This window comes from Flavobacterium pasteuri (assembly GCF_048286615.1).
Classification (GTDB): Bacteria; Bacteroidota; Bacteroidia; order Flavobacteriales; family Flavobacteriaceae; genus Flavobacterium.
On the sequence record NZ_JBLVPN010000006.1, the window covers coordinates 139246 to 160699 of the forward strand.

Below are 21454 nucleotides of genomic sequence, written 5' to 3' on the forward strand. Positions count from 1 at the left end.
ATTTATAATTTATAATTATTTTAGGTAAGCATTCCTCCACAAACATTCATAACCTGTCCAGTTACATACGCACTCATATCCGAAGCAAAGAAAAGACATGCATTAGCAACGTCCTCAGTCGTTCCGCCACGTTTCAAAGGGATTCCGTCTCTCCATCCTTTTACCACATCTTCGTTTAATTTTGCCGTCATTTCCGTTTCTATAAATCCAGGAGCAATTACGTTACAACGAATATTACGTGATCCTAATTCCAATGCCACTGATTTAGAAAAACCAATAACTCCCGCTTTAGAAGCAGCATAATTAGTTTGTCCTGCATTTCCTTTCACTCCTACAACTGAACTCATATTGATTATAGAACCAGAACGTTGTTTCAAGAAAGTACGTTGAATTGCTTTAGTCATATTAAAAACTGATTTCAAATTGACATCCATCACTTTGTCAAAATCTTCTTCGGACATACGCATCAATAGGTTGTCCTTAGTAATACCTGCATTATTTATTAGAATATCAACTGTTCCAAATTCAGCTAAAACGGCATCTACAAAAGTTTGTGCTTCATTAAAATCGGCTGCATTCGATTGGTATCCTTTGGCTTTAATTCCTAAAGCGTTCAATTCGTTTTCTAGAGCTAAAGCTGATTCCACTGACGAACTATATGTAAATGCAACATTTGCACCATGTTGAGCAAAAACTTCTGCAATTCCTTTTCCTATTCCACGACTTGCACCAGTAATAATGGCAACCTTTCCTTCTAGTAATTTCATATTCAAAAATTAGTTTATTTTTTATTTGGAGCTATTCCTGCTATCCGTTTCAATCTTTTATGAACACTAACGCTCACATAAAAGGATTTTCACTACTATCAGGGCTATCTTACACCCGTCAAATATATAATAATTCCCTTTTTAAAAAAAATTCAAAAGCAATTACAATCAAAAATTCAATTCTTAAATTTTAAAGAATCGCTTTGTCCATTTGTCCCAAAACGAAATATAAATAGCCACCAATGTGAAAATTAGTAAAAATAAATGGTACCAAGCATTACTAATTAAGTCAAAGAAATCTAATTTCCCGTTAGCGTAGCTCAATATAAGCAATACTTGAGCGCCATACGGTAAAACTCCTTGAATTATACACGAAAAAATATCCAGGATTGCAGCCGTTTTTCTAGGATTCAATTCATATTCATCATTAATTTCTTTGGCAATAGGTCCTGTAATTACAATAGAAACCGTGTTGTTCGCTATTGCTAAATTAGCAAAACCCACTAAAGCACCAATTCCCGCTTGAGCTGATTTTTTACTTTTAATTCTTTTTTTAATTTGAACTAATAAATACGTTATTCCACCCGCTTTATCTACCATAGCTGCTAAACCTCCAGTAAGCATTGACAATAAGAAAATATCAGTCATACTGGTAAAGCCTTCATATATCTTTTGAGTGAACTCCATTAACGTAAACGAACCACTAAAATAACCTATGATTCCTGCCAATAAAGTTCCAATAAGCAATGTTGAAAATACATTAACACCTACTACCGCCAATACTATTACTAATATATAAGGTACAATTGCAATCCAGGAAAAATCATTTTTTGCAATGGAAACAGTCACAATATCTGAGTTTAAACCAAGATAAAAGAAAACCATAATAGTCAAAATTGCAGCAGGAAAAGCAATAAATAAGTTAATCTTAAACTTATCTTTTAGGTCACATCCCAATGACTGCGTTGCTGCGATGGTAGTATCAGAAATCATCGAAAGATTATCTCCTAACATAGAGCCACCTAATAAAGCGCCTGAAATTAAAGGTAATGAAGCACCGCTTTTATCAGCTAAAGCGACAGCTATCGGGCCAATAGCTACAATTGCACCCACTGATGTTCCTGTAGCAGTTGATAAAAAAGAAGCAATCAAGAAAATCCCTAAAGGAAAATAAGCAACATCAATAGTATTTATCCCAAGATTCACCACAGCATCAACACCGCCCATTGCTTTACTTACTACTGCGAAGGCTCCTGCTAGCAAATAAATTAAACACATGGTCATGATCTTACTTTCACCACATCCCGCAATCAATGTAGCAACTTTTTCATCAGTAGTGGATTTGAAAAGTAAAAAGGCTGCTATGATACCAACTACAACTGCCACTGGCGATGGAAAAGCATAAAAATCATTCAGAACAATTCCTGCTCCTAAAAAAGTAAAAATAAAAACCAATAAAGGAATCAAGGCAAAGGCATTTCCTTTTTCTTTTGAAAATAAAGTCATAAAAATAATTTAAAATTAAAAATTATGACGAAAAACAAAGCTAAATATGGGAATGTAAACAACATTTTTTCCAAAGGATTTGGCTTATCGTTTTAGCACCTTGCTTGTTGTTGCAGGTTGCTATCCTATTGCAGGATTCGTGATAACGGGTGCAAAAGTAATTAATTATTTATGAAATTAGCCTAATTTTATTCCAAAAAAAGATAATTCAAAAAAAGCGCCACATGAAAAATGTAGCGCGATTATAATTAAGATATTAAAAGGTAGACTTTAAATAATTAAAAAGCTACATTCCATCTTGGCAGTCTTCCATTTTCGTCAAGGAAGTTTTGTAAAACTTGCCCTTCTGCGAATGTTGGAATCACTTTAGTTTTATCATTAAATGTTTCATACCAAACCACTTCAAGTGTGCTGATATCTTCAATTTTCATTTGTGCTGGCCAAGAATATTTTCTTCCAGTTTTAGCAAATTGGTGTCCTTCTACAATTTTATCCTTCAGTCCACCATTTTTAATTTTCAAAGTTCCGTTGTTTTGAACAGTTCCAGTAGAACCAACCATAATTAACTCCTTTTCATCTCCAACAGAGTAAACTAAAAATACTCCAGATCCTTCTGATGCGTTGCAAACTTCTGCTAAACTATCTTCTGTAGTAAATGAAAACTGATTGGTAACTTTGAATTTTTTTAACTCTTTGTACATATTATTTTATTTTAATTTGAATTGGCTTTGACAAAAAAATACCCCACAAAATCGTGAGGTCCATTAGAAACCATTCGTTTATGTTTATTCTTATTACAATTGAATCTGCAAAAACAGAAATATTTAATAAAGTGCAAAGATATTTCTTTAATTCAATTAATAATAAAAAAGCCCCACAAATTGTGAGGCTTTTAAAATATTTAATAAGAGTTTAGATTAACCTAAAACTTCTTTTACTTTTTTACCAATTTCAGCTGGAGAATCTACAACGTGAATTCCACATTCTCTCATGATTTGCTTTTTAGCTTCAGCTGTATCGTCAGAACCTCCAACGATTGCACCAGCATGTCCCATTGTACGTCCTGGAGGAGCAGTAACTCCTGCAATGAAACCTACAACTGGTTTACGGTTACCATCAGCTTTAATCCAATGAGCAGCATCAGCTTCTAATTGTCCACCAATTTCACCTATCATTACGATACATTCTGTTTCTGGGTCATTCATCAATAATTCAACTGCTTCTTTTGTAGTTGTTCCAATGATTGGGTCTCCACCAATACCAATTGCAGTAGTAATTCCTAATCCTTGTTTTACAACTTGGTCAGCTGCTTCGTAGGTTAATGTTCCCGATTTAGAAACAATACCAACAGTTCCTTTTTTGAAAACAAAACCTGGCATAATACCAACTTTAGCTTCACCCGGGGTGATTACACCTGGACAGTTAGGTCCTATTAATCTAGAATTTCTTTCTTTAACATAACTATTTGCTTTTATCATGTCAGCAACAGGAATTCCTTCAGTAATTGCAATGATTACTTTTATTCCAGCATCTGCTGCTTCCATAATTGCATCAGCAGCAAAAGCTGGCGGAACAAAAATGATAGTTGTATCAGCTCCTGCTTGTTCTACAGCATCTTTTACAGTATTAAAAACTGGTCTGTCTAAGTGAGTAGTTCCCCCTTTTCCAGGAGTTACACCACCAACAACGTTAGTACCGTACTCAATCATTTGAGAAGCATGGAAAGTTCCTTCGCTTCCTGTAAAACCTTGAACAATTATTTTGGAATCTTTATTAACTAAAACACTCATGATATATTTTTTATGTAGTTTTTAAAATTGTTATGCAAAAGTATAAAATAGTAATCAGTAATCAGTATTCAGTATTCAGTTTTTTGACACTAAATTATGATAATTGACTCATTTGATACCCTCGAAATAGTTTATTGTCTTTTATTTGCCAAATAACCATAAAATGCGCCAATAACATTTCTTCTCTGGGATTCTCAATCGTTTTTACAAAATGAGAATATCGTACCGAAACAGTATCATTTTCACTTACAATATGGCTAATCCTAACCTTTGAACGAACGTAAGCTTTACTCAAATCATTGGAAAGGCTTAATAAAGAATCATAATTCAATTGAACTAATCCCTTACTACTGTTCCATTCAACGATAACTTCTGGATGCAAAAAATCTTTTATGACTTCGTTGTCAATTAGCGCATCTGATTTGTAAAACTTCTGAACGATTTCTTTAGCAGACATATTACTTTAGTTTATTAAGAATTTCTGGTATCTTTTTGATATTAGCCAGTTGTTTCAATTTTTCTCTTGATTCTTCTATTGGTGTTCCAAAATATGATTTGCCACCTTCTACTGATTTTGTAACTCCGGTTTGACCAAGAATGACAGCCTTTGCTCCTATTGTGATACCACTTGTGGTTCCTACTTGTCCCCAAATAGTAACTTCATCTTCAATAATAACACAGCCCGCAATTCCGGTTTGTGAAGCTATTAAACATTTTTTGCCAATAACGGTATCATGGCCAACATGTACTTGATTGTCAATTTTTGTACCTTCTCCAATAGTAGTATCGCCAGTAACACCTTTGTCAATCGTACAAAGCGCTCCTATTCCCACATTATCTTTGATGACAACTCTTCCACCGGAAAGTAATTGATCATATCCTTCAGGACGTTTTTTATAATAGAACGCATCAGCACCCAGAACAGTTCCTGCATGAATCATTACATTATCGCCTATTACGGTATAATCATAAATGGAAACATTAGAATGGATCAAGCAATTCTTACCTATAACGACATGATTTCCAATAAATGTATTTGGCTGTATTAGAGTCCCTTCACCTATTGAAGCTGAAGTAGCTATTGAAACATTTGAGAATTGAAATGGCTTGAAATAATTTGTCAATTTATTGAAATCTCTAAAAGGATCTTCAGAAATTAACAATCCTTTCCCATCTGGACAAGCTACATTTTTATTGATTAAAACAACAGTCGCTGCAGAGTTTAATGCCTTGTCATAATACTTAGGATGATCCACAAAAACAATATCTCCAGATTCAACAACATGTATTTCATTCATTCCAGTCACTGGAAAATCTTTATCACCAACATATTCACAGCCGATGATATTTGCAATTGCTTCTAAAGAGTAAACTTTTTGGAATTTCATTTAATTAGTATTCAGTGTTCAGCAATCAGTGTCCAGTATATCTGATTACTGAACACTGATTACTGTAAACTATTCTTTAACTCGTTCCATGTAAGAACCTGATGCAGTATCAATTTTAATTTTATCACCTTCATTAATAAACAAAGGGACATTTACAGATGCACCAGTTTCAACAGTTGCTGATTTTGTTGCATTTGTAGCCGTATTTCCTTTAATTCCTGGCTCAGCGTATGTCACTTCAAGAATAACTGAAGCTGGCATATCTACTGAAAGCGGTAAATCAGTCTCAGTATTGATGCTTACCATTACATTTTCTCCTTCTTTCAATAAATCTGGCGAGTCTAAAATGTTTTTGTTTAAAGTAATTTGTTCGAAAGTCTCCGTATTCATAAAATGAAATTGATCACCTTCAGGGTACAAAAATTGGAATTTATGGTTTTCTACTCTAACTTCTTCGATTTTATGACCCGCAGAAAAAGTGTTGTCCAAAACTTTCCCGTTAGTTAAACTTCTAAGTTTAGTTCTAACAAAAGCAGGACCTTTTCCTGGTTTTACGTGAAGAAATTCAATGATTTTGTAAATATCATTGTTGTATTTAATACACAATCCGTTTTTAATATCTGATGTAGATGCCATTATTTTTTGATTTTTATTACTATTTTTATTTTTTGGTAACTAAAAACTACTTTTTAGTAGTTTCCAGAATATCCTTTCATAACTCCTCTTGATGAATTTCGAATAAAATCAATGATTTCATCTCTTTCTGGTGTCGCTTCCATCTCTGCTTCAATAATACCCAAAGCTTGAGTGGTATTGTAATTTTTTTGGTATAGAATTCTATAAATATCTTGAATTTCTCTGATTTTTTCAGTTGTAAAACCGCGTCTTCTCAATCCAACAGAGTTAATTCCAACATACGACAAAGGCTCTTTTGCTGCTTTTGTATAAGGAGGAACATCTTTTCTTACCAAAGATCCACCTGATATCATGGCATGATCACCAATTTGAATAAATTGATGTATTGCTGCCAATCCACCGATAACCGCAAATTTCCCTACAGTAACATGACCTGCCAAAGCGACTCCGTTTACAATAATTGCATTATCCCCAATGTGACAATCGTGAGCAATATGTGCTGTTGCCATTACTAAACAATTATTACCTAAAGTAGTTTGTCCGGATGCTATTGTACCTCTATTGATAGTGACACATTCTCTTATGGTACAATTGTCTCCAATTATTGCTAAAGAATCTTCTCCACCAAATTTTAAATCCTGCGGAACTGCTGAAATAACTGCACCTGGGAATATATTACAATTTTTTCCAATTCTTGCGCCTTCCATTATTGTAACATTCGAACCAATCCAAGTTCCATCTCCAATAACTACATTATTGTGAATGGTGGTAAATGGTTCAATGACAACATTTTTAGCAATTTTGGCGCCTGGATGAACATAGGCTAGTGGTTGATTCATATTCTTTGTTTAATCGTTTAACTGTTTAATTGATTAACCGAATACACGATTAACCAAATCAACAAAAAAATTACTGTTTCTTAGCAATTTGTGCCATTAATTCCGCTTCAGCAACTAGTTTTCCATTTGCGTAAGCGTTTGCTTGCATGTGACAAATTCCTCTTCTAATAGGTGTAATTAAATCACACTTAAAAATTAAGGTATCACCAGGCAATACTTTATGTTTGAATTTAACATTATCTATTTTCATAAAATAAGTCAAATAATTTTCAGGATCCGGAACAGTGCTTAATACTAGAATTCCACCCGTTTGTGCCATTGCTTCAACAATTAAAACACCTGGCATAACTGGAGCTTCAGGAAAATGTCCAACAAAGAAATTCTCATTCATGGTAACATTTTTCATACCGACAACATGAGATTCAGACATTTCAATGATTCTGTCAATCAATAAAAACGGTGGTCTATGAGGAAGAACAGCCATAATTTTATGAATGTCCATTAAAGGTTCTTGATGTAAATCATAAACAGGAACATAATTTCTTTGTTCTATTTTTATGATTTTCGCCATTTTTTTAGCAAACTGTGTGTTTACAAAATGACCTGGTTTATTAGCAATTACTTTTCCTTGAATTCTTGTTCCAATTAAAGCCAAATCACCTACTACATCAAGTAATTTGTGTCTTGCAGCTTCATTTGGATAATGCAAAGTAAGGTTGTCTAAAATACCGTTTGGTTTAACCGTAATTTCGTCTTTTCCAAAAGCAACTTTTAAATTTTCCATTGTAGCTGCTGATATTTCTTTATCCACGTAGACAATAGCATTATTTAAATCGCCACCTTTTATCAAACCATTTTCTAACAATGATTCTAATTCATGTAAAAAACTGAAGGTTCTAGACTCTGATATTTCCGTTTTAAAATCTGAAATACTTTTCATTGTAGCATTTTGAGTACCAAGAATTTTAGTACCAAAATCTACCATTGCAGTAACTGAATAATTATCGTTTGGCATTACCAATATTTCACTACCAGAAGCTTCATCTGTAAAAGAAATTACTTCTTTTACTACATATACATTTCTTTTAGCGTTTTGTTCTTCAATTTCTGCTTTTTCAAGCGCTTCAACAAAATATTTTGAAGAACCATCCATAATAGGAAGTTCAGAAGCATTCAATTCAATGATTACATTATCTAAATCACAACCAATTAGTGCTGCTAAAACATGTTCAGGAGTCTGTATTTTTACCCCTAATTTTTCTAAATTAGTTCCTCTTTGCGTATTTACAACATAATTTGCATCTGCTTCAATAATAGGTTGTCCTTCCAGATCTACTCGAACAAAAGTAAAACCATTATTCACTGGAGCAGGTTTAAAAGTCATTTTTACTTCTTTTCCTGTGTGTAATCCAACTCCAGTTAGCGAAATTTCTGTTTTGATGGTCTTCTGTTTAACCATTGTTTCCATTTTTTTGGTTTAATATTTGTTTTTTTAATTCTTCTATTTCTGCAACAATCTTTGGCAAATTTTTGAAATGGACATACGATTTACTAAAATCATTATATCCAAATGTAGGGCTTCCTTGCAAGATTTCATCATCTTTTATATTTCGTCCCACACCTGATTGCGCTTGGATTCGAACATTATTACCAATGGTTAAATGTCCCGAGATTCCAACTTGTCCGCCAATCATCCCACTTTTTCCAATTTTTGTAGAACCTGCAACTCCTGTTTGAGCAGCAATTACGGTGTTCTCACCAATTTCAACATTATGGGCAATCTGAATTTGATTGTCTAGCTTTACTCCTTTTCTAATAATTGTAGATCCCATTGTAGCTCTGTCTATTGTAGTACATGAGCCTATGTCTACGTTATCTTCAATAATTACATTTCCTATTTGTGGAATTTTAGTGTACGTTCCATCTGGATTGGGTGCAAAACCAAAACCATCAGCGCCAATAATAGCTCCGGAATGTATCGTACAATTATTCCCGATGACAGTCTCCGAATAGATTTTTGCACCAGCGAATAATATTACATTATTCCCTATTACCACATTGTCTCCAATGAAACAATTAGGATATATTTTTACATTTTCACCCAAAACTACATTTTCACCCACATAACTAAAGCTACCAAGATATAACTTATCTCCGTATTTTACACTTTGTGACAGGAAGGAAGGCTGTTCTATTCCGCTTTTATTCAATTTCACCTGATTGTAAAACTCTAATAATTTAGAAAATGCAGCATACGCATCTTCCACTTTTATAAGTGTAGTGGTTAAAGATGATTCAGGCACAAAAGTCTCATTAACAATTGTTACTGAAGCTTTTGTAGAATATATATAATTGAGATATTTAGGGTTTGATAAAAAAGTTAGCGATCCATCAGTACCTTCCTCGATTTTTGACAATCTAAAAACTTCCGCCATGGGATTACCTACAACTTCTCCTTCTAAAATCCCTGCTATTTGTTCTGCTGTAAATTTCATTGCGACAAAAATATAAAAAAATAGATTTTAAATGACCTTTTTATAGCAGTTGTTTTGGGAAACAGATATAATACTTGGTCACTAATTTAGATAACGATTTTAAATTCAGCTGGTCAGAAGATTCTATAACGTCCTCAATTGTGCTGTCTTTTTTCAAAATTCGTATCGGTTCGGCTTCTTTGCTATACGCTTGATTTTTTATTTTGCCTTTAAAAATAAAATAATTGGTTTCTAGTAATGAAATGTTATTTTCTAATGCAAAACGCTCTTTTAGCGGTTGCAATTCTTCAATCGCTACTTTTTCACTAGTTAATTTTATTTTTAATAAATCTCGGTTTACTATCATTTTACTTAAAGACGATAATATAAAATCATCTTGTTTTTGCCAAGATTTTAATGCTCCAATAATATCAAAATCATCTAGTTGAGCAAATAAATCCAAGGTTTCAGCATCAAAAGTGTCAATCGTAACTTTGTTTTGCATGAAAAACAATAACGGCTCACTACAAGGCAATTGCATACCTTTTAATGTTAATTCTTTGGCGCGCTTTAAGATTTTCATCAAAATTAACTCTGCCACTAAACTTGTTTTGTGCAAATACGCCTGCCAATACATCAAGCGTCTGGACATCAAAAACTTTTCGACAGAATAAATTCCTTTTTCTTCAATTACCAAATAATCGTCTACCACATTCATCATTTGAATCAGTCGTTCTGAGTTGACATTTCCTTCTGCCACGCCAGAATAAAAGCTATCGCGTTTCAAATAATCCATTCGATCCATATCCAACTGACTCGAAATCAACTGCAACATGAATTTCCTGTTGTATTCTCCTTTAAAAACCTGAATAGCCAAACTTAACTGACCGTTAAATTCAACATTCAATTGGTTCATGAATAGTAGCGATATTTCTTCATGATGCACATCTTCTACAATGCTTTTTTCCATAGCGTGCGAAAACGGTCCGTGCCCAATATCATGCAATAAAATAGCAATATACAACGCATTTTCCTCTTCGGGAGAAATTGAAACTCCTTTGAAACGCAACACATCGACTGCTTTTTGCATCAAATGCATACAACCTAAAGCATGATGAAAACGGGTGTGATTAGCACCAGGATATACTAAATACGACAATCCCATTTGGGAAATTCGACGCAATCTTTGAAAATAGGGATGCTGAACTAAATCGTAGATTAAGGCATTTGGAATGGTAATAAACCCATAAATGGGATCATTGAATATTTTAAGCTTATTGATTTGACTCACTATAAGTTTGTTTTTAAGGTCAACAAATATAAGTAAATTAGATTTTAAAACAGAGACGTTCCTTATTCTGATTTTAGCCAAAAAAAACGGAGCGTTTGTTGCGCTCCGTTGGTAAACTTTTTAAAGTTTTCTAATCCAAATATTTCTGAATTGATTTTTAGAATCATGATCTTGAAGCGAAATAACATCATCGCCATGTGACGATGGATAATTATGCAAACCAATATAAAGTGTTAACCCGTTTATAGTGGTATTATTTTGTACCAAAACACCATTCAAAAATACAGTGATTCTGGCCGGAGCATCAATTCTTCCATCTGCTTTGAATCGAGGGGCTGTATAAATTACATCATAAGCATTCCACTCTAATGGTGTTTTTACGGCGTTTACTAATGGTGGATGGTCTTTATAAATACTTCCCGCCTGACCATTATTGTAGGTTCTGTTATTATAGGAATCCAATATTTGCAATTCATATCTGTTCTGGAAAAACACACCACTGTTTCCTCTAGCCTGTCCTCCGTCTAAAACAATATCCGGTGCGCTCCATTCTAGGTGCAACTGACAATCACCAAAAGCCATTTTCGTTTGAATGGCTCCAGAACCCGGAACAACTTCCAAATAATCTTTGTCAACAATTTTCCATCCTGCAGGTTTGCTTGCATCTTTTTGACTTACCCATTGATCTAAGTTTTTACCATCAAATAAAATAATGGCATCCGAAGGTGCATTTCCAAGAGTTTTTGCAGGTGTAATAACTTTCACTTCCGGTTCCCAAATTTCAGTCATTTCTGGTTTCATAGGCATTGGGGAAACCTCCGGTGGAGTATTCACATATTTATGTTGCGCCATAGCTGCTGTTGCAGAAAACAAAGCAATCATTAAAAAAGAGTTCTTGAAGTTTTTAGATTTCATAGTTACATTCATTTGGTTTAATAAAATATAGGGTAATTGTTCTCTTTTCAATATTAAGCATTTTTTTTTCACAAACTAACTTTTAATTTAAATATAACTAATTGATGGTTAAACTTTAGATTCCACACCAAATCATCCCAAATAAATTGCTCAATCAATTTTAAAAATGAAATGTATTTTTCTATTGATATGTATCAGTTGCTAAAATAGCGTAGCCGTAATTATCAGACCAACCAGATGATAACGGTAATAATTTTCGGGTGTGGGCTTCTCTTGTCATTCCGGTTTTTTCTAAAACATGTATGGAACCAACATTCCCAACAGCACAACCTGCTTCAATCCGATGCAGATTCAGTTCATTGAAACCAAAACGGAGAATTTCTTTTAAAGATTCTGCAGCGTAGCCTTTGTTCCAATGGTCTTTGTGAAATTTAAACCAAACTTCGGCATTTTTATATTTCACTTTGCCCAAATTGATTCCAATTAATCCTATATTTTGGTTTCGCGTACTTAATTCGACTGCAAAAGTAAAATGGGTTGTAGGTTCTTTATTGTTTTCAGAAATCCACTTTTCTAACAGGAGTTTTGTTTCTTCGACATTTGCCGGAATCCCTAACGTATTGAATTCATCTGTTTCTTTCAACGAATGCAATTCATGAATATAATCCAAATCCAATAGTGTGATTGGTCTTAAAATCAATCGTTCTGTTTTGAGAATTATGGTGTTCATTTTTTGTTTTTAATAATTTTATCGTTTTCAAAAGTCCCAAGCAAGCGCGAGCGTCCCGCTCGCACTAGCAGGGAGCTGTGTTTTTAGTCCGTTGAATATAATATTCCCCAAGCTCCATACTTCATTTCTTTTTTAAAAACTTCACCGACTTTATATTTTCGGTATACTTCTAAACTTATTATTTCATTTGTTTTTGGATTTTTAAAATCAATGTAATGTCTTAATCTTCCATTTTTTGTTATATCAGTTTTGTATTCTTCAACAGGCTCATTAATTTTTACGATTTCAGATTTTTCGACTAACTTATTTGTTGTTATTATTAGCGAAAATGCAACACCAAAAAATATTGCGGTTACACAAATAATCATCATAATTATTGAAATAACATCACGTGCATTTTCTTTGAATTCAGTTTTTGGCTTATTATTATCAAGTGGTTTCACTTTTCTATAATAAAACTTTGGTCCAATAATCAGTAAACAAATAAAGATTGGTAATAATAAATATTTGGCGGCTATGTTGAAAGCTGTGTATGTTTCAAAATAATCTATAGCAAAGAATGGATAACCAATTATGAAGGCGCAACCAATATAAAAAAGTATAATTCTATATTTCCAATTTTCCATTTCTTTAGTTTCGTTTTTTTTCTAACTTAGCCCATAACGTCAGTCTGTGAAAAAACTTCCGTTGTATTATCATCAAATATAACAAAATACTAGTATAAAAAGAGGATTTTTCGTATTTTTAATCATGCAACACATCACAGGAATTTCCCGTCAACAACTGCGTTTTTCAAGTTTAGAAGACGCTATAGCTCCCGATAATCAGGTGCGATTTATAGATGCCTTTGTTGAGTATATAGACCTCTCAAAACTTGATTTTGCTGTAAAAACGCTCAAGACCGAAGGTCGTCCGAGTTTTAATAGTAAAGTATTTCTAAAGATCTATTTATACGGGTACCTCAACGGAGTCAGAAGTAGTCGAGATCTAGAAAAGGAATGTTTGCGAAACATGGAAATGCAATGGCTTTTAGAAGCTATTGTTCCTAATTACCACAGCATATCCGATTTTAGAAAAGACAATTCTCTTGCCTTGAAAAAGCTATTCAAACTCTATGTTTTGTTCCTTAAAGATGCCGATTTGATAGGATGCGAAATTATTGCTATCGACGGTACGAAAAGCCGAGCCCACAATAGCAAGAAAGCCAATTTCAATCAAAAGAAAATCGACAAACATGTAGATTATATTGAAGTAAAAACCCAAGAATACTTAAAAGCTTTGGAAGAAAATGATGTTAAAGAAAGTCCAGCTAAAATCCAAAATATCCAACAAAAGATAGACCGACTAAAAGGGAATAAATTACGCTATGAATTGCTGGAAGAAAAGCTAAAACAAAGCGGCCAGCCTCAGATAAGCACTACCGACAGCGACGCTAGAGCTTTGTTGGTTCAAGGACAAGTTGTTGAGATTTCATTCAATATCCAAGCTGCAGTCGATGCCAAACACAATCTAGTGGTAGCCACGCACACCATCAACAAGAATGACCGCAGTGCCTTGTCAGCTATTGCCATAGAAGCAAAAGAGAATTTAGAAATAGAAACCTACACGGCTTTGGTAGACAAAGGATATCACAATGGCAAACAAATAGAAATCTGCAAACAAGCCAACATCACTACAATTGTAGCACAGCCAGAACAAGGAAAAAATAAAGAAAGGATAACCGAGAATTATCTAATCTCTAAATTCCAATACAATCCAACCACCGATACCTACACTTGTCCACAGGGTGAAACGCTTAAAACCACTGGCCACTGGCACAAGAAAACCACAGACAAAGACAGTTATGAGTTTAAAAGATACCGAACACCCAAATGCAGAGCATGCCCAGTAAAGCATTTATGTACCAGCAGAATGGCTGGTCGCGACATAGATCGCAGCCAATATGCCGATGCCGTAGAAGAAAACAACAAGCGCTATCATGAAAACCCACAGCTCTACCGCAAAAGACAGGAAATCAACGAGCATATTTTTGGCACCATCAAACGGCAATGGGGTTACAACCACACCAATTTAACGGGACTAGAAAAAGTAAATGGAGAACACAGTTTAATCATGCTGGTTTACAACATCAAACGCAGTATCAATATCTTGGGCGTTCCTGATTTGATTGCCAAACTCAAAAAATGGAACTCACCCTACAAGGCAAAAATCTTGCTTTTGCTAAAAACGAGGTATTTAAAGCTTCAATTAGACTTCATTTTTTATCAAACTAAATTTGCAGCCTAAAAAAAGAGCCTTCTCAGAAAGCTTTACTTAAGTTGTAGCGTCTTGAAATTTGAAGATTTTAATCAAAAAAAGAGGTTTTTTCACAGCCTGACGTTCTCGCACTACAGTTTGGGATTAAGCAAGCGTAATCTTTCGGATTTGCCAAATCTTCCAAATACAAGCCAATTTTTCCATTAAGCCTAATGCCAAATTGCTTGTAGCGTGTGCTGCCAGCAGTACAAGTTACTACTATTGATAAAGGATTTTTGCAGTCTTAAAAAAATTAATCCATTTGTCTTTTAAGTTTGGGGGAACTGTGGATTCTTTAACCGCTCTAAAATTTACGTATAATGATGTTTTGCCTTGTGTTATGAACCAAAGTTGTGATTCAGGATTTTTGTAGCCTTTAGATTTAGGACTTTCGATTGTAAAAATTATCCACGGATATTCTACACTTTCATCTTTTTCAATAAATGTTAATTTAGCGTTTGGTGAGCTTTCTTTTAACCTTTCAAATTGCATTGCCATTGCTTTATCCATAGGTATATTTTTTGCACCTTTTATAGAAATCATGGTTCCAATTTCTGTCCAATTATCGAAGGTTTCATTTGAAGGGATTAATTCAAGCATTGCCATCTCATCGTTTTCTTGGTTGCTTCCAATTTTCCAGTTTTCACTTTCTGGCCAATGAAGAGATAAAGATTCACCATCTTGTTGTTCATTACCACAAAACTGACTTAAATATCTATCAGCTTGTTTATCTCCAATTTCTTTTGCTTTGTTAAAGTCTGAACAAGCACCTTTTTTGTTTCCTGTCTGGGCTCTAATTTGTCCACGTAAAGTTAAAGCATTTGGGAATTTTTGGTCAAGTTCTATTGTTTTGTCAAGGTCAGGCAAAGCCTCTTCATATTTTTCTTGACTTACATAAACGCTTGCTCTACTATAAAATGCTTTTATAAAAGTCGGGTCAAGTTCAATTGTTTTGTCAAAGTCTTTTTTTGCGGATTTAAAATCTTTTAAGCCAAGTTCGCAAACTCCACGATTATAATATCCAACTTTTAAATCTTTATCCGCTTTGATTGCTTTACTATATTCTTTAATTGCACCTTCATAGTCTTTTGAGTTGTGTTTTTCAATTCCACTTTTCAGATATTCGTCTGCGGTCTGTCCAAATGAAGTTGATAAAAATGCGAATGCTAAAATTGTAAAAAGTTGTTTCATGTTTATAGTTTTTTTATGTATTGCTGGCAACTTATTTATATGTATGACAAAGTCACACAAAGCCAACCATTTTTGAGTGGCTTTGTGTGATAAATATCCGATTTTTGTTATTTTCAAATATATAATAAATTCATTACAAATAATACAATCCAGTTTTGTTTCTGATAAATCTTCTTCTCAAACGTAGTACTAAACCCCAATCATTTTCGCAAGTGCGTGAGGGATGTAAGCGGCATCCTTTCCTTTTTTCTTTAAAAAGGAAAGATACAGCGTACAGCCCGACCCGGACGGAGTTTACGGAGGATGGGACTCGCCCAGAACCAAACCTAAAACAAAATGAAAGCGAATTTCGGTTTTATAAAATGTAGCGTAAGTGTGTTAAAAAATTATCATAATATTAGCAGGTAGCCGTTGCAAAAAAATGTAATTTGGCACTTTAAATAGTTCTTTAGAACACTTGTTGATACAATTATGGATAAAATAAAAATACTTTGGGTTGATGATGAAATCGACCTTTTGAAACCACATATACTATTTCTAGAAAAGAAAAATTACGAGGTAACAACCTGTAACAACGGGCTTGACGCCATTGGGATTTTTGAGGAAAATAATTTTGATATTGTTTTCTTGGATGAAAATATGCCCGGAATGAGCGGTCTAGAAACGCTATCAGAAATGAAGGAGAAAAAATCTGCGGTTCCCATGATTATGATTACGAAAAGCGAGGAAGAATATATTATGGAGGAAGCCATAGGTTCTAAAATTGCCGATTATTTAATCAAACCTGTGAATCCGAACCAGATTTTGCTGAGTTTGAAGAAAAATCTGGATCATTCCAGATTGATTTCACAAAAAACAACGCTGGATTACCAGAAGGAATTTAGAAAAATCACCATGGAAATGGCGATGGTAAATTCCTATGAAGACTGGATTGAGTTGTATAAGAAATTGATTTTTTGGGAACTGGAATTGGAGAATATCGATGATCAGAGCATGATTGAAATTTTGGAATCCCAAAAAACTGAAGCCAATTCGCAATTTGGAAAATTCATTGAGCGCAATTATGAGGATTGGTTCGCTCCAAAAGCCGAAAAACCGGTTCAATCACACACGTTATTCAAAGAATTAGTACTTCCTGAACTTAAGAAAAAAGATAAGCCCATTTTGTTTGTCGTGATTGACAACCTACGTTACGACCAATGGAAAACTTTTGAAAGTGTAGTGGGAAATTATTATAAACTGGAAAAAGAAGTACCCTACTACTCTATTCTTCCTACGGCTACGCAATATGCGAGAAACGCGATTTTCTCTGGTTTAACGCCATTAGAAATGGAGAAACAGTTTCCGCAATACTGGAAAAATGACCCGGAAGAAGGCGGAAAAAATCTTTTTGAATCAGAATTTTTGACGGCGCAATTGAAACGATTGGGTTTGAATATCAAGGAAGATTATTTTAAAATTACCAGTCTTGCCGGCGGAAAAAAATTATCCGAAAGTTTTAAAGCCTTAAAAGATAATGACCTTGTGACAATAGTTTACAATTTTGTTGATATGCTTTCGCATGCCAAAACAGAAATGGATGTAGTGAAAGAACTGGCCTCTGATGATAAAGCGTACCGCTCGCTGACGTTGAGTTGGTTTAAGAATTCCCCGCTTTTGGAAATCATTCAACAGGCTCAAAAAATGGGTTTCAAATTGATTTTGACTACCGATCACGGGACAATAAATGTAAAAAATCCATCGAAAGTGGTGGGTGACAAAAACACGAGTTTGAACTTACGTTACAAAACAGGACGCAGTTTGACGTATGAACAAAAAGATGTTTATGCCGTGAAAGAACCAAAAAATGTTGGTTTGCCTGCAATAAATATGAGTAGTTCTTATATTTTTGCAAAAAATGATTTGTTTTTGGCGTATGTCAACAACTACAATCATTATGTGAGTTATTACAAAAATACGTATCAGCACGGAGGAATTTCATTGGAAGAAATGATTATTCCGTTTTTAGTTTTTAATCCGAAATAAAAAAGTAGTCAGTCTCAGTTTTCAGTGTACGGCAAGAACCTTAAACTTTAAACTTTAAACCATTTTATAAGAATGAATATCATTTTTTCTATAGACCAACTCGAAGAAGTTGCACAAAAAATAATAGCCGAAAATCCTAAAAAAGTAATTCTTTTTCACGGAGAAATGGGCGTTGGAAAAACAACGTTAATTAAGCAATTGTGTAAAACGCTTGGCGTTACTGGAGCAACGAGCAGCCCAACCTTTTCTTTAGTTAATGAATATGAATCCGATGATAATCAGCTGGTTTACCATTTTGATTTTTATCGATTAAACAAAGAAGAAGAAGCTCTAGATATGGGAATTGATGATTATTTGTATTCTGGTAATTGGTGCTTTATAGAATGGGCAGAGAAGATTCCAAATTTGATTCCTGAAACACATTCCGTTATTACTATTTCACTGCTTACTGATGGAAAAAGATCTTTAACCTTAAGCTAAAAGTAATTATGAGTTTAGACAATACTGTAGAAATCATCCCTTTTTCAACAACATTAGCAGCGCCTATAAAAACTTTAAATCTGGAATGGTTACAAAAACATTTTAGGATTGAACCCAAAGATGAACTTGTACTTTCGGATCCGCAAGGTCAGATAATAGACAAAGGTGGAATGATTTTTTATGCAAAATATAAAGTTGAAATCGTAGGAACGGTTTCCTTAATAAAAATTGACGATACGACTTTTGAACTGAGTAAAATGGCAGTTACTGATGGTGTTCAAGGATTGGGAATTGGCAAGAAACTAATGTTGCATTGTCTTGCTGTTGCCGAAGCAAAAGGAATGGAGAAACTGATTTTATATTCGAACCGAAAATTACTGTCGGCTATTCATTTGTATGAAAAATTTGGTTTCGTAGAAATACCGTTGGAAGATGGCGTTTATGAACGAGCCGATATAAAAATGGAAAGAATTATTCGCTAATTGTAAATGAAAGTTAACTTATATTTATCCCCATAAATCGTGTACTTTTTTTAAAAGTTTTTACGTAAATTGTACCCTTAATTTAACAACATCAATGTCAATTACTATAACGCCATTCACAAAACAACAGCTATTACCTCAAGAAGAAAAACTAGAGGTTGCCAGAAAAAAAAGCGAACTTTTTATAGGTATTCCAAAGGAAACCAGTTATCAGGAACGCCGTATCTGTCTTACTCCAGACGCTGTGAACTCGCTGACTTATCATGGGCATCGGGTAATGATTGAGGCTGGCGCTGGATTAAATTCCAGTTATACGGACAAAGAATATTGTGATGCCGGTGCAGAAATTACAAATGATACCAAGAAAGTTTTTAGTTGTCCGATGATATTGAAGGTAGAGCCTGCAACGCTTGCTGAAATTGAAATGATGAACCCTCAAACGATTTTGCTATCAGCCATTCAACTTAAAACCCGAAAGAAAGTCTATTTTGAGGCTTTGACAAAAAAGAAAATTACTGCACTTGCTTTTGAATACATAAAAGATGAAGATGGAACGTATCCTGCGGTGAAATCCTTGAGCGAAATTGCCGGAATTGCCTCGATTCTTATTGCAGCCGAATTGATGATTACGAATGAATTTGGAAAAGGATTGTTATTTGGTAATATTACAGGCGTTCCACCTACCGATGTTGTAATTCTTGGTGCAGGAACTGTTGGAGAATTTGCCGCTAAAACCGCTATTGGTTTAGGTGCCAATGTCAAAGTTTTTGATAATTCTATTACCAAATTACGTCGTTTACAAAATAATTTGAATCAGCGTATTTTTACTTCTACTATACAACCAAAGTCCTTACTGAAAGCATTAAGACGATGTGATGTCGCTATTGGCGCTATGCGAGGCAAAGAACGTTGTCCCGTAATTGTTTCGGAAACTATGGTCGAACACATGAAAAACGGTGCTGTAATTGTAGATGTTAGTATTGACACCGGCGGTTGTTTTGAAACTTCAGAAGTGACGTCACATGAGAAACCAACTTTTATCAAAAACAATGTATTGCATTATTGCGTACCCAATATTCCTTCCCGATATTCTAAAACGGCTTCGTTATCCATTAGTAATATCATAACACCGTATTTGCTGCAAATTGCTGCAGATGGTGGGATTGAAAGTGCTATTCGTTGTGATAAAGGATTAAAAAATGGTGTTTACATGTACCATGGAATTCTCACAAATAGTGCCATTGGTGATTGGTTTGATTTACCCAATAACGACATTAATTTAATTGTTTTTTAAGAAAACTTTCTTCTACCTTTGCCAAAAATATAATTCATGAAGTTTATACACCGTTTTGCCTATTATCTAGTAGGTTTAGTAATAGGACTGTTTTTTGTAGCGTTAGTTTTTAGTGGTAAAGATACCCGTTGTAACTATTTTCCAAATGCGAGAGTCTTAAATGATTTGAGAAACAAACCTTTCCATTATTCGGATAAAGCATCACAGATTTTGGCTGAAAAATGGATTGATACTGCCGATATAAAAAACACATTACAATATGGTGATGTAGATTTCGACCAAAGTAATAAAGAACTTAAAAAAGGAAAGCTATATATCATCGAAGGAAAAACAATCAAAAACCAAGAGGTAACTTTGAAAGTCATTAATTACGCTGACAAAGCTGTTTTAGAGGATATTATTAAAAAATAATTACTCTTTATACCAACAAAAGTAAATTTTAGAAAATAGTACTTTTAAAATCAAACCATTAAGATATTTAGAAAATTAAGTTTTAAAACCTTAATTAAACTTAATTTCTTAATGGTTCAGAAAAAATAATTTGAAAATAGTTTAAAAAACTACAACCATTTTATAGGTTCTAAATTATTACTTTTCAAATACGCATTCGTCTTACTAAAATGTTTATTTCCAAACCATTTTCCTTGATTGGCGCTCATTGGCGAAGGATGCCCGGATTCTAAAACCAGATGTTTTGTTCGGTCGATTTTTAATCCTTTTTTGTGCGCAAAATTTCCCCAAAGCAAGAAAATAACATGCTCTTTTTCTTCCGAAATTTTCTGAATTACTGCATCAGTATAAAGATTCCATTTCAAGTGTTTGTGACTATTCGCATTGTCTTCTCTGACCGTCAGCGAGGCATTCAACAACAAAACGCCCTGCTTTGCCCAAGCTTCAAGATTACCGGAAGTGGGCATGAAAATAGTTTCCAAATCCTCACTCATTTCCCTGAAAATATTACGTAAGGAAGGCGGAATTCGAACACCATCATTCACAGAGAAACACAAACCATTGGCTTCGCCCTTGCCGTGATAGGGATCTTGACCAATCATAACCACTTTTACATCTTTGAAACTGCAATGATTAAAGGCCGCAAAAATCAATTCTTTCGGAGGATAACACGTATGACTTTTATATTCTTCGTCAACCGTTTCCATTAATTCCTGAAAATAGGGCTTCTGAATTTCATCATATAAAATGGATTGCCAAGTGGGATTGAGATTGATTTGCATAATTAAATATTAGAAAGCAAAGATACAGAGAGAATATTTTTTTTGAATCATAAAAAGGATAATAAACATTCATTAATTCTTTGTGAAAGTCTGTTAAATAGTCTTAACTATTAGCTATT

At 34.0% G+C, this 21454-nt stretch carries 22 protein-coding genes and 1 riboswitch; of the genes, 6 read left to right on the forward strand and 16 right to left on the reverse strand.

What is annotated here, in order from left to right:
- Positions 1-20 precede the first annotated feature (20 nt).
- The 14 genes from fabG to ACNQF6_RS10720 all read right to left on the reverse strand — a co-directional run bounded on the left by fabG (position 21) and on the right by ACNQF6_RS10720 (position 12962).
- The gene (gene fabG / locus ACNQF6_RS10655) at positions 21-767 is read right to left on the reverse strand and encodes a 3-oxoacyl-[acyl-carrier-protein] reductase (RefSeq protein ID WP_417965716.1); all 747 of its coding nucleotides are present in this window, start codon (positions 765-767) and stop codon (positions 21-23) included.
- A 183-nt stretch (positions 768-950) separates the two neighbouring features.
- Positions 951-2273 (reverse strand): Na+/H+ antiporter NhaC family protein, encoded by a 1323-nt coding sequence (locus ACNQF6_RS10660; protein WP_417965718.1) that lies wholly within the window; start codon positions 2271-2273, stop codon positions 951-953.
- A 54-nt stretch (positions 2274-2327) separates the two neighbouring features.
- Positions 2328-2424: riboswitch (SAM-I-IV-variant riboswitch) on the reverse strand.
- Positions 2425-2551: 127 nt separating this feature from the next.
- On the reverse strand, positions 2552-2974 hold the full coding sequence (locus ACNQF6_RS10665) for a hypothetical protein (protein WP_309759922.1): 423 nt from the start codon (positions 2972-2974) through the stop codon (positions 2552-2554).
- A gap of 216 nt (positions 2975-3190) precedes the next feature.
- Positions 3191-4063, reverse strand: coding sequence for a succinate--CoA ligase subunit alpha (gene sucD / locus ACNQF6_RS10670; RefSeq protein WP_282712933.1), 873 nt, complete (start codon positions 4061-4063; stop codon positions 3191-3193).
- Positions 4064-4157: 94 nt separating this feature from the next.
- Entirely contained in the window at positions 4158-4520 is a 363-nt protein-coding gene (locus ACNQF6_RS10675) for a nuclear transport factor 2 family protein (RefSeq protein WP_417965721.1), read from the reverse strand.
- A 1-nt stretch (position 4521) separates the two neighbouring features.
- Positions 4522-5451, reverse strand: a complete 930-nt coding sequence (locus ACNQF6_RS10680) for a UDP-3-O-(3-hydroxymyristoyl)glucosamine N-acyltransferase (protein WP_417965723.1) — start codon at positions 5449-5451, stop codon at positions 4522-4524.
- A 69-nt stretch (positions 5452-5520) separates the two neighbouring features.
- Positions 5521-6087: an elongation factor P gene (efp, locus tag ACNQF6_RS10685; RefSeq protein ID WP_099715484.1), complete on the reverse strand. Its 567-nt coding sequence runs from the start codon at positions 6085-6087 to the stop codon at positions 5521-5523.
- Between the two features lie 53 nt (positions 6088-6140).
- The gene (lpxA, locus tag ACNQF6_RS10690; protein WP_099715483.1) at positions 6141-6926 is read right to left on the reverse strand and encodes an acyl-ACP--UDP-N-acetylglucosamine O-acyltransferase; all 786 of its coding nucleotides are present in this window, start codon (positions 6924-6926) and stop codon (positions 6141-6143) included.
- 70 nt (positions 6927-6996) lie between these two features.
- A complete protein-coding gene (locus ACNQF6_RS10695; protein WP_417965725.1) occupies positions 6997-8385 on the reverse strand; it encodes a bifunctional UDP-3-O-[3-hydroxymyristoyl] N-acetylglucosamine deacetylase/3-hydroxyacyl-ACP dehydratase in 1389 nt (462 codons plus the stop codon).
- The gene (lpxD, locus tag ACNQF6_RS10700; protein ID WP_417965727.1) at positions 8378-9421 is read right to left on the reverse strand and encodes a UDP-3-O-(3-hydroxymyristoyl)glucosamine N-acyltransferase; all 1044 of its coding nucleotides are present in this window, start codon (positions 9419-9421) and stop codon (positions 8378-8380) included. The genes ACNQF6_RS10695 and lpxD overlap by 8 nt, the downstream gene beginning before the upstream one ends.
- 40 nt (positions 9422-9461) lie before the next feature.
- The gene (locus tag ACNQF6_RS10705; protein WP_417965729.1) at positions 9462-10691 is read right to left on the reverse strand and encodes an HD domain-containing protein; all 1230 of its coding nucleotides are present in this window, start codon (positions 10689-10691) and stop codon (positions 9462-9464) included.
- Positions 10692-10811: 120 nt separating this feature from the next.
- Complete coding sequence (locus ACNQF6_RS10710) at positions 10812-11678, reverse strand: 3-keto-disaccharide hydrolase (protein WP_417965731.1); 867 nt, start codon at positions 11676-11678, stop codon at positions 10812-10814.
- 109 nt (positions 11679-11787) lie between these two features.
- Entirely contained in the window at positions 11788-12336 is a 549-nt protein-coding gene (locus ACNQF6_RS10715) for a GNAT family N-acetyltransferase (protein ID WP_417965733.1), read from the reverse strand.
- Between the two features lie 83 nt (positions 12337-12419).
- Positions 12420-12962 (reverse strand): hypothetical protein, encoded by a 543-nt coding sequence (locus ACNQF6_RS10720; protein ID WP_417965735.1) that lies wholly within the window; start codon positions 12960-12962, stop codon positions 12420-12422.
- Positions 12963-13086: 124 nt separating this feature from the next.
- Here ACNQF6_RS10720 and ACNQF6_RS10725 point away from each other — a divergent pair, with 124 nt between their 5' ends.
- A complete protein-coding gene (locus tag ACNQF6_RS10725) occupies positions 13087-14622 on the forward strand; it encodes an IS1182 family transposase (RefSeq protein WP_417965737.1) in 1536 nt (511 codons plus the stop codon).
- Positions 14623-14850: 228 nt separating this feature from the next.
- Here ACNQF6_RS10725 and ACNQF6_RS10730 read toward each other — a convergent pair whose 3' ends face one another.
- On the reverse strand, positions 14851-15822 hold the full coding sequence (locus ACNQF6_RS10730) for a tetratricopeptide repeat protein (RefSeq protein WP_417965739.1): 972 nt from the start codon (positions 15820-15822) through the stop codon (positions 14851-14853).
- A gap of 471 nt (positions 15823-16293) precedes the next feature.
- On the opposite strand from ACNQF6_RS10730, the gene porX reads away from it, so the two are divergent.
- From porX to ACNQF6_RS10755, 5 genes are all read left to right on the forward strand, one after another.
- On the forward strand, positions 16294-17847 hold the full coding sequence (gene porX, locus ACNQF6_RS10735) for a T9SS response regulator signal transducer PorX (protein ID WP_417965741.1): 1554 nt from the start codon (positions 16294-16296) through the stop codon (positions 17845-17847).
- A 72-nt stretch (positions 17848-17919) separates the two neighbouring features.
- Positions 17920-18327: a tRNA (adenosine(37)-N6)-threonylcarbamoyltransferase complex ATPase subunit type 1 TsaE gene (gene tsaE, locus ACNQF6_RS10740; RefSeq protein ID WP_282742790.1), complete on the forward strand. Its 408-nt coding sequence runs from the start codon at positions 17920-17922 to the stop codon at positions 18325-18327.
- A gap of 8 nt (positions 18328-18335) precedes the next feature.
- A complete protein-coding gene (locus ACNQF6_RS10745) occupies positions 18336-18809 on the forward strand; it encodes a GNAT family N-acetyltransferase (protein WP_417965743.1) in 474 nt (157 codons plus the stop codon).
- Between the two features lie 94 nt (positions 18810-18903).
- Positions 18904-20103 carry an alanine dehydrogenase gene (locus ACNQF6_RS10750; protein WP_282742793.1) on the forward strand — a complete coding sequence of 400 codons (1200 nt, stop codon included), beginning with the start codon at positions 18904-18906 and terminating at the stop codon, positions 20101-20103.
- Between the two features lie 36 nt (positions 20104-20139).
- Positions 20140-20514, forward strand: coding sequence for a DUF4258 domain-containing protein (locus ACNQF6_RS10755; protein ID WP_282742795.1), 375 nt, complete (start codon positions 20140-20142; stop codon positions 20512-20514).
- A gap of 149 nt (positions 20515-20663) precedes the next feature.
- Here ACNQF6_RS10755 and ung read toward each other — a convergent pair whose 3' ends face one another.
- Positions 20664-21335 carry a uracil-DNA glycosylase gene (ung, locus tag ACNQF6_RS10760; RefSeq protein ID WP_417965746.1) on the reverse strand — a complete coding sequence of 224 codons (672 nt, stop codon included), beginning with the start codon at positions 21333-21335 and terminating at the stop codon, positions 20664-20666.
- Positions 21336-21454 lie beyond the last annotated feature (119 nt).

Bases quoted from the DNA above. Each gene is read 5' to 3' on its own strand.
- lpxD (WP_417965727.1), bottom strand. From the start codon at position 9,421: ATGAAATTTACAGCAGAACAAATAGCAGGGATTTTAGAAGGAGAAGTT.
- sucD (WP_282712933.1), bottom strand. From the start codon at position 4,063: ATGAGTGTTTTAGTTAATAAAGATTCCAAAATAATTGTTCAAGGTTTT.
- efp (WP_099715484.1), bottom strand. From the start codon at position 6,087: ATGGCATCTACATCAGATATTAAAAACGGATTGTGTATTAAATACAAC.
- tsaE (WP_282742790.1), top strand. From the start codon at position 17,920: ATGAATATCATTTTTTCTATAGACCAACTCGAAGAAGTTGCACAAAAA.
- ACNQF6_RS10665 (WP_309759922.1), bottom strand. From the start codon at position 2,974: ATGTACAAAGAGTTAAAAAAATTCAAAGTTACCAATCAGTTTTCATTT.
- ACNQF6_RS10755 (WP_282742795.1), top strand. From the start codon at position 20,140: ATGAAGTTTATACACCGTTTTGCCTATTATCTAGTAGGTTTAGTAATA.
- ACNQF6_RS10675 (WP_417965721.1), bottom strand. From the start codon at position 4,520: ATGTCTGCTAAAGAAATCGTTCAGAAGTTTTACAAATCAGATGCGCTA.
- ung (WP_417965746.1), bottom strand. From the start codon at position 21,335: ATGCAAATCAATCTCAATCCCACTTGGCAATCCATTTTATATGATGAA.
- ACNQF6_RS10730 (WP_417965739.1), bottom strand. From the start codon at position 15,822: ATGAAACAACTTTTTACAATTTTAGCATTCGCATTTTTATCAACTTCA.
- ACNQF6_RS10680 (WP_417965723.1), bottom strand. From the start codon at position 5,451: ATGAAATTCCAAAAAGTTTACTCTTTAGAAGCAATTGCAAATATCATC.
- ACNQF6_RS10725 (WP_417965737.1), top strand. From the start codon at position 13,087: ATGCAACACATCACAGGAATTTCCCGTCAACAACTGCGTTTTTCAAGT.
- ACNQF6_RS10660 (WP_417965718.1), bottom strand. From the start codon at position 2,273: ATGACTTTATTTTCAAAAGAAAAAGGAAATGCCTTTGCCTTGATTCCT.
- ACNQF6_RS10715 (WP_417965733.1), bottom strand. From the start codon at position 12,336: ATGAACACCATAATTCTCAAAACAGAACGATTGATTTTAAGACCAATC.
- ACNQF6_RS10750 (WP_282742793.1), top strand. From the start codon at position 18,904: ATGTCAATTACTATAACGCCATTCACAAAACAACAGCTATTACCTCAA.
- ACNQF6_RS10745 (WP_417965743.1), top strand. From the start codon at position 18,336: ATGAGTTTAGACAATACTGTAGAAATCATCCCTTTTTCAACAACATTA.
- lpxA (WP_099715483.1), bottom strand. From the start codon at position 6,926: ATGAATCAACCACTAGCCTATGTTCATCCAGGCGCCAAAATTGCTAAA.
- ACNQF6_RS10720 (WP_417965735.1), bottom strand. From the start codon at position 12,962: ATGGAAAATTGGAAATATAGAATTATACTTTTTTATATTGGTTGCGCC.
- porX (WP_417965741.1), top strand. From the start codon at position 16,294: ATGGATAAAATAAAAATACTTTGGGTTGATGATGAAATCGACCTTTTG.
- ACNQF6_RS10695 (WP_417965725.1), bottom strand. From the start codon at position 8,385: ATGGTTAAACAGAAGACCATCAAAACAGAAATTTCGCTAACTGGAGTT.
- fabG (WP_417965716.1), bottom strand. From the start codon at position 767: ATGAAATTACTAGAAGGAAAGGTTGCCATTATTACTGGTGCAAGTCGT.